Origin of the sequence: Aeromonas media (assembly GCF_000819985.1) — a bacterium.
Taxonomy (GTDB): Bacteria; Pseudomonadota; Gammaproteobacteria; order Enterobacterales; family Aeromonadaceae; genus Aeromonas; species Aeromonas media.
The window spans coordinates 23,254-29,338 of sequence record NZ_CDBZ01000027.1; the positions used below are offsets into that span (position 1 = coordinate 23,254).

The following is a 6,085-nucleotide window of genomic DNA, read 5'->3' on the forward strand; positions in this document are numbered from 1 at the left end:
ACTGTGCCTATGCCGCCTTTAGCCCAGAATACTGTTCGTGCCACCCCCATCCATGAGCGCCTGCCACGGCTGCTGGCCGCCCTCGGGGAGGGGCTGTATGAGCGCCAGGACGCCCTGCGGCTCGGCCTGCTGGCGGCCTTGAGTGGCGAGAGCGTCTTCCTGCTGGGCCCCCCGGGCATCGCCAAGAGCCTGATCGCGCGGCGCCTCAAGCTCGCCTTTCACGATGCCCGCCACTTCGAATACCTGATGACCCGCTTCAGCACGCCGGAGGAGGTGTTCGGCCCCCTCTCGATCCAGGCGCTCAAGGAGGATGGCAAGTACCTGAGGCTGACTCACGGCTACCTGCCGGAAGCCGAGGTGGTGTTTCTCGACGAGATCTGGAAGGCGGGCCCAGCCATCCTCAACACCCTGCTCACCGCCATCAACGAGCGGCAGTTCCGCAACGGCGACAGCCAGCACCCCATTCCCATGCGGCTGCTGGTGACCGCATCGAACGAGCTGCCCGCCCCGGACAGCGGGTTGGAGGCGCTCTACGATCGCATGCTGGTGCGGATCTGGATGGACAGGGTGCAGGAGAAATCCAACTTCCAGGCCATGCTGGCGAGCGATGGCCAATCCCACCAGAACCTGACGCCCTCGGTGCAGATCCGGGGGGAGGAGTACGAGGCCTGGCAGGCGGAGATCGAGCAGGTGCGCCTGCCCGACGCCTGTTTCGAGCTCATCTACCAGCTGCGCCAGCAGCTCGACAGCCAGCTCGGTCACGGCTGCTATGTGTCGGATCGGCGCTGGAAGAAGGCCGTCAGACTCATCAAGGCGAGCGCCTTCTTCAACGGTCGCGACGAGGTCGCCCCGCTGGATCTGCTGCTGTTCAAGGATTGCCTCTGGCACGACGAGGCCTCCCGCACCGCCTTGCTGGAGATGATCGGCGAGTTCTCCCGCCTCTACGGTTACCAGCAACTGGTGCTGACCCGTGAGCTGCTGGCCCTGCGCGAGCGGTTCAAGCAGCTCAAGGGGGCCGTCGCCCAGCGTCTCGGCTGCAAGGCGGTCAAGCGCAAGCAGTGGTTTGGTCGCCGCGCCCGTGGCACCGAGTTGCCGCTGGCCAACGCCAAACCGTTCGGCAAGCAGGCGCACTTCCACCTGCTCACTCCGGCGCCCCTGGATGGCGGGGATCCCGAACGCCTGACCGAGACCCTCACCTTCGATCGCACCCTGCTCTCCCACTGGCACCCCACCGGGGAGGCGCTGGTGGGCTGGCCCCTTGGCAACCCCAAGGAGGGACACTACGAGCTGGTGCTGGACGAGCAGTTGCGGCTGCAGGTACTGGATGTCCAGCGTCAGCCCGTGCCCCTGGTGCTGGTGGAGCGAACTCCCATCCCCGAGGTGGTGACGGCCCCCTGGCAGACCGAGCTGGGTGAGCTGGCGAGCCAGGTTGTCCGGGTGCAGCAGAGCCTCAAGGGGCAGCGCAGCCTGTTCGATCGTCACCAGCCCCACCTGTTTGTCGGGGAGCACTGGCTGCGCCAGGTGGAGGACAGCTTCTTCGTGCTGAACCGGGACCTGGAACGGCTGGGCGAGGAGCTGCGGCAGTGGCGGGATCGCCTGCCCAGGCTCGATACCTGATGTTCTCCGGACTGACGCCGCCACCAGCCCTTGGCCGCCTGCCGCACCGGCAGCATGGCGTCGCGCGTCCCTTGCCTAGGGAGTGCCCATGCTAGAGATCGGCATGATGGATCTGGGGCTCCTCATCGGTGAGGGGGAGCTGGCGGGGGAGATGGCGCTGCTGCTGGCGTCCACCCCCAAGATCTCCGAATTCCTTAAACGCTCCCCGCTGCAGGGCAAGCTGCTGAAAAAACGCATCCAGACCTGGAGCGAGCAGCTCGGCGAGGAGATGCGCCACAAGCCGGTGCCGGTGGCGCTGGAGCAGGAGTACCTGCTCTATCAGGCCCACAGATTGCTGCCCCTGCCCGAGCTGGTGGGGCGGTTGCCGGCCCTGCTGGAGGCGCTGGAGCAGCACAGCCCCTTCGCTGGTGATGCCCGCAGCCTGGTGCGCCAGATCATGGTGCAGCCGACCGAGGGGCTGCGTCAGCTGTTCGTGGAGAAGTGGCGGGCCAGCCTGGTGGGCAGCCTGCTGCAGTTGCAGCAGCAGATCGCCGAGGCGGAGCGGGAGAAGCAGCGCCAGGAGATAGAGGATCAGCTGCTGGCGAACCGGACCCTGGCCGATGCCCTGGATCCGCACCAGATCTCCGCCGGGGGGCTCTGGGATCTGGCCCAGGGCAGCTGGCACAAGCGCAGCCTGGTGCTGGTGCAGCAATATGCCCGCATGTTGCAGCGCGAACCCCTGCTGGGGGAGATAGCGGCCCTGCTGGGGCGCAGCGAGCGGGATCGGCGGACCGACGCCCGGACGCTGCCCCCTGTGCCCATGCACGAGCTGGAAGAGGTGCAGACCGACGACGTACCTGACGATCTGGTGGGGGTGCACCCGGCCAGCGATCTGATGCGCCTCTTGCCGAGCGAGGCGGTGATGCTGGCCCTGCCGGAGCTGGAACTGGAGTTCTATCGCCGCTATCTGGAGCGGCGCCTGCTGAGTTATCAGTCGCGGGGCACATTGCCGCGCCAGCGCCTGATGCAGCGCTCCCCGGAGCAGGGCGGGCAGGAGGTGCAGCCGCGGGGGCCCTTCATCGTCTGTGTCGATACCTCGGGCTCCATGGGGGGCTATCCGGAGGAGTGCGCCAAGGCACTGTTCCTCGCGCTGCTCAAGGTGGCGATGGACGAGAAGCGGGGCTGCTATCTCATGTTATTTTCCACCGAGGTGGCGACGCTCGAGATCACCGCAGACACCGGTCTGGACAAGGCGGAACGCTTCCTCTCCATGAGTTTCCACGGCGGCACCGATCTGGTGCCCTGCCTCGAGCAGGCGCTGGTACAGCTGGAGCAACCGGATTTTGCCAGGGCCGACGTGCTGGTGATCTCCGACTTCATCGCCCAGAGTCTGCCCCATGCCCTGCTCGATCGGATGAACCGGCGGCGAGCGCAGCAGACCCGCTTCCACGCCGTCGCCATGTCCAGGCACGCCAAATCGGCGATCCTGCGGGTGTTCGACAACAGCTGGCTGCTGGACTGCGGTCTGCGTGGCCGCCTGCTCAGGCGCTGGCAACGCAGCTAGGGACGGGTTGGCGCCGCTCCGGTGTCAGATACCGGTCCTGTGATAGAGACCCCGTTCGCTGACCTGATCCTGATCCAGCAGCGGCTGGCCGCTCGGCTGGGCGATATGAAATCCCCGTTTGCCGCTGCGCTTGACCCTGTACATGGCCTGATCGGCCCGGGCCAGCGCCGTGCTGAAATCATCCTGAGGCCGGATGGCGGCTATCCCCATGCTCAGGCCCACGGCGGCCTCCCCATTGGGCAGCTCGAACGGAGTGGCGATGGCATCGATGCATTGACGGGCCAGGTGGCTGGTGCGGGGATCCTCGCTCGGCCAGGGCAGCAAGAGCACGAACTCATCCCCCCCGAGCCGACCCAGTCTGACCTCCTCACAACAGCAGTGGCGCAGCCGCTGGCTGAGGGCCACCAGCAGCTCGTCGCCGGCGCGGTGGCCCAGGTTGTCGTTCACCTGCTTGAAGTCATCGAGATCGATGAAGCAGATGGCCCTGTATTCTCCGGGGAACTGGCGGTGCAGGGCGGTGCGATTGAGCAGGCCGGTGAGGGGATCCCGGTGTGCCAGCTGGGCCAGCTGCTGCTCGTACTCCTTCTCGTGGGTGATGTCGATGTGGGTGCCCATCACCCTCAGCGGGTTGCCCTGCTCATCCCGCTCCACCACCCGACCCCTGTCCAGCACCCAGGTCGTCTTGCCATCCTTGGCGATCATCCGGTGCATCACCTGATAGAAGGGGCTCTTGCCCTCCAGATGGTCGAAGAAGGCCTGCAGCACCCGCTCCCTGTCTTCCGGGTGCAGGTGTTCACGCCAGGTGTCGAAGTGGGCCGACAGCTCCTTGGGCTGATAGCCGAGCATGGATCCCCAGCGCCGGTTGAAGATGATGAGCTTGCCGGTGGGCACATGGTTCTGCCAGATGCACAGGCCGGTGCCGTCCATGGCGGCATCCAGCTTCTCCCGTGCGTCATCCGCGATGCGTTTGAGGCGCTCGTTCTCCAGCAACAACCTGTCGTAAGCCTCCCGCAGCTCCTCGTAGGTCATTCATCATCCCTTCCCTTGTATCAGTTCGCTTATAGTCGATGCAGACTTTCCTTCTGTAAAGAATGAGATAGCGGGAGTGAGCGCTGACACGGCAATGAATGCCGTGGCTGTGCGCCCATGGCAAGCAGGGATATGATTGAGGCGATGGGCACGGCGTCCGGGCCATCGAACGGGGAGACTGAATCAGCATGAAGATCCTGATGGGCTGTAGCCTGCTGTTATGGCTGGGGGTGACACCCGCCTTGGCGGTGCCCCCCCGGCTGACCGAGCCCGCGTTGTCCCAAGAGCTGCAGCAACTGGAGGATGATGCACCGCCCCTGCTGGCGTATCGCGCCCGTGTCGCCGCCCTGGTCGCCCATGTCGATGCCTATCCACCCGAGGTGCAGGGACGCATCGCCCGGTTGCAGTGCTGGGCCCAGCCGAGCGAGCGGGACGAGGAGTTCCTGCGCGCGGTGCAGTTTGCCGATCGGGCGCTGACAGAGGTGAGGGGCCGCAAGGACAGGGTCGCCGAGAGCGGCCTGCTCGCCTGCCGCGGTTATCATCAGCAGTTGCTCGGCAACATGGACGAGGCGAGGCTGGACTACGCGGCCGCCCTGACCCTGGCGCGCAGGCTGGGGGATGAACGGCAGCGGGCCGACATCCTCAACCTGCGGGGGGAGATGTACTCCTACCAGGGGGAGCTGGCCGAGGGGCTGATGGAGCTTATCGATGCCCATCGCCGCTACGAGGCCCTGGGGCTGGAGAGCAAGGGGCGCGAGGTGCTGGCCAGGATCGCCAATGCCTATCGCCGGATGGGGCTCTTCGAGCGGGCCGAGGGCTATTTCCAGGAGCTGGAGCACGACTACCGGACGCTGGGGGATGTCGAGCGGCTGGTGGATATCCACACCCAGCAGGGACTGCTCTATATCGACACGGCAGAGTACGACAAGGCGCTGCCGCTGATGGTCGAGGCCGAGCGCTACTATGAGGCGCAGCAGCAGGACGGGGTGCTGGCCTGGAGCAGGATAGAGCTGGCCACCATCCTGCTCAAACAGGGCAAGACGGCGCAGGCCATGGCCAAGCTGGAACAGGCCGCCACCTTGCTGCATCGGGGGGAAGGGGCAGACAGCGTGACTCTGGGCCATTGGCACATCGTCATGGCCACCGTGCAGGATGCCATGGGCAAACCGGCCGAGGCGCTGCGACATCTGGACGAGGCCGAGCCGATTTTTGCCCGGGAGCAGAACCTGCGCTTCCTTGCCTGGGTGCACGAGGTGCGCGCCCGGGTGCTGGAGCGTCAGGGACGGGTCGGGGAGGCCCTGGCCAGCCTCAAGGCCTTCGTGCAGACCCGTCATGCACTGGATCAGCGGCTGCGGGAACAGCGGGCCCTGCAGATGCGCTTCGAGTTCGATCTGGCGCGCAAGGAGCTGGAGAACCAGACCCTCAGAGCCCAGCAGCAGTTGCAGGCCGAAAAGTTCAAGCAGTTGCAGGAGCGACGCTACTGGCAATTTCTGGTGGTGGCCCTGCTGCTGCTGGTCATGGGGATACTGGTGATCCACCAGCGGGGCCGTACCCGCAAGATGCAGCGTCTCGCCATGACGGACGAGCTGACGGGCATCCACAACCGGCGCCAGATCCAGGCCAAGGGGCGAAAATGGTTCGCCCAGGCGCGCGCGAGCGGCAAGCCCCTTTGCGTGCTGCTGCTGGACATCGATCACTTCAAGAAGGTCAACGACCGGCTCGGCCACCAGGTGGGGGATAGGGTGCTGACCGCCGTGGCCCAGTGCATCGAGGAGCAGGTGCGCAGCCTGGATCGGGTGGGGCGCAACGGCGGGGAGGAGTTTCTGGTGCTGCTGCCCGACACCGATCTTGAGGAGGCGGCCGAGGTGGCCGAGCGGGTGCGGCTCGCCGTCTCCC

4 protein-coding genes are annotated in these 6,085 nt (G+C 66.1%); 3 read left to right on the forward strand and 1 reads right to left on the reverse strand.

What is annotated here, in order from left to right:
• The first annotated feature begins 9 nt into the window (after positions 1–9).
• A complete protein-coding gene (locus BN1127_RS02355; RefSeq protein WP_042648331.1) occupies positions 10–1,617 on the forward strand; it encodes an ATPase RavA domain-containing protein in 1,608 nt (535 codons plus the stop codon).
• An 88-nt stretch (positions 1,618–1,705) separates the two neighbouring features.
• A complete protein-coding gene (viaA, locus tag BN1127_RS02360; protein WP_041206731.1) occupies positions 1,706–3,160 on the forward strand; it encodes an ATPase RavA stimulator ViaA in 1,455 nt (484 codons plus the stop codon).
• Between the two features lie 24 nt (positions 3,161–3,184).
• Here viaA and BN1127_RS02365 read toward each other — a convergent pair whose 3' ends face one another.
• Positions 3,185–4,189, reverse strand: a complete 1,005-nt coding sequence (locus tag BN1127_RS02365) for a sensor domain-containing diguanylate cyclase (protein ID WP_005324641.1) — start codon at positions 4,187–4,189, stop codon at positions 3,185–3,187.
• A 188-nt stretch (positions 4,190–4,377) separates the two neighbouring features.
• On the opposite strand from BN1127_RS02365, the gene BN1127_RS02370 reads away from it, so the two are divergent.
• Positions 4,378–6,085: GGDEF domain-containing protein (locus BN1127_RS02370; RefSeq protein WP_052833527.1), on the forward strand; the 1,708-nt coding region annotated here is incomplete at its 3' end.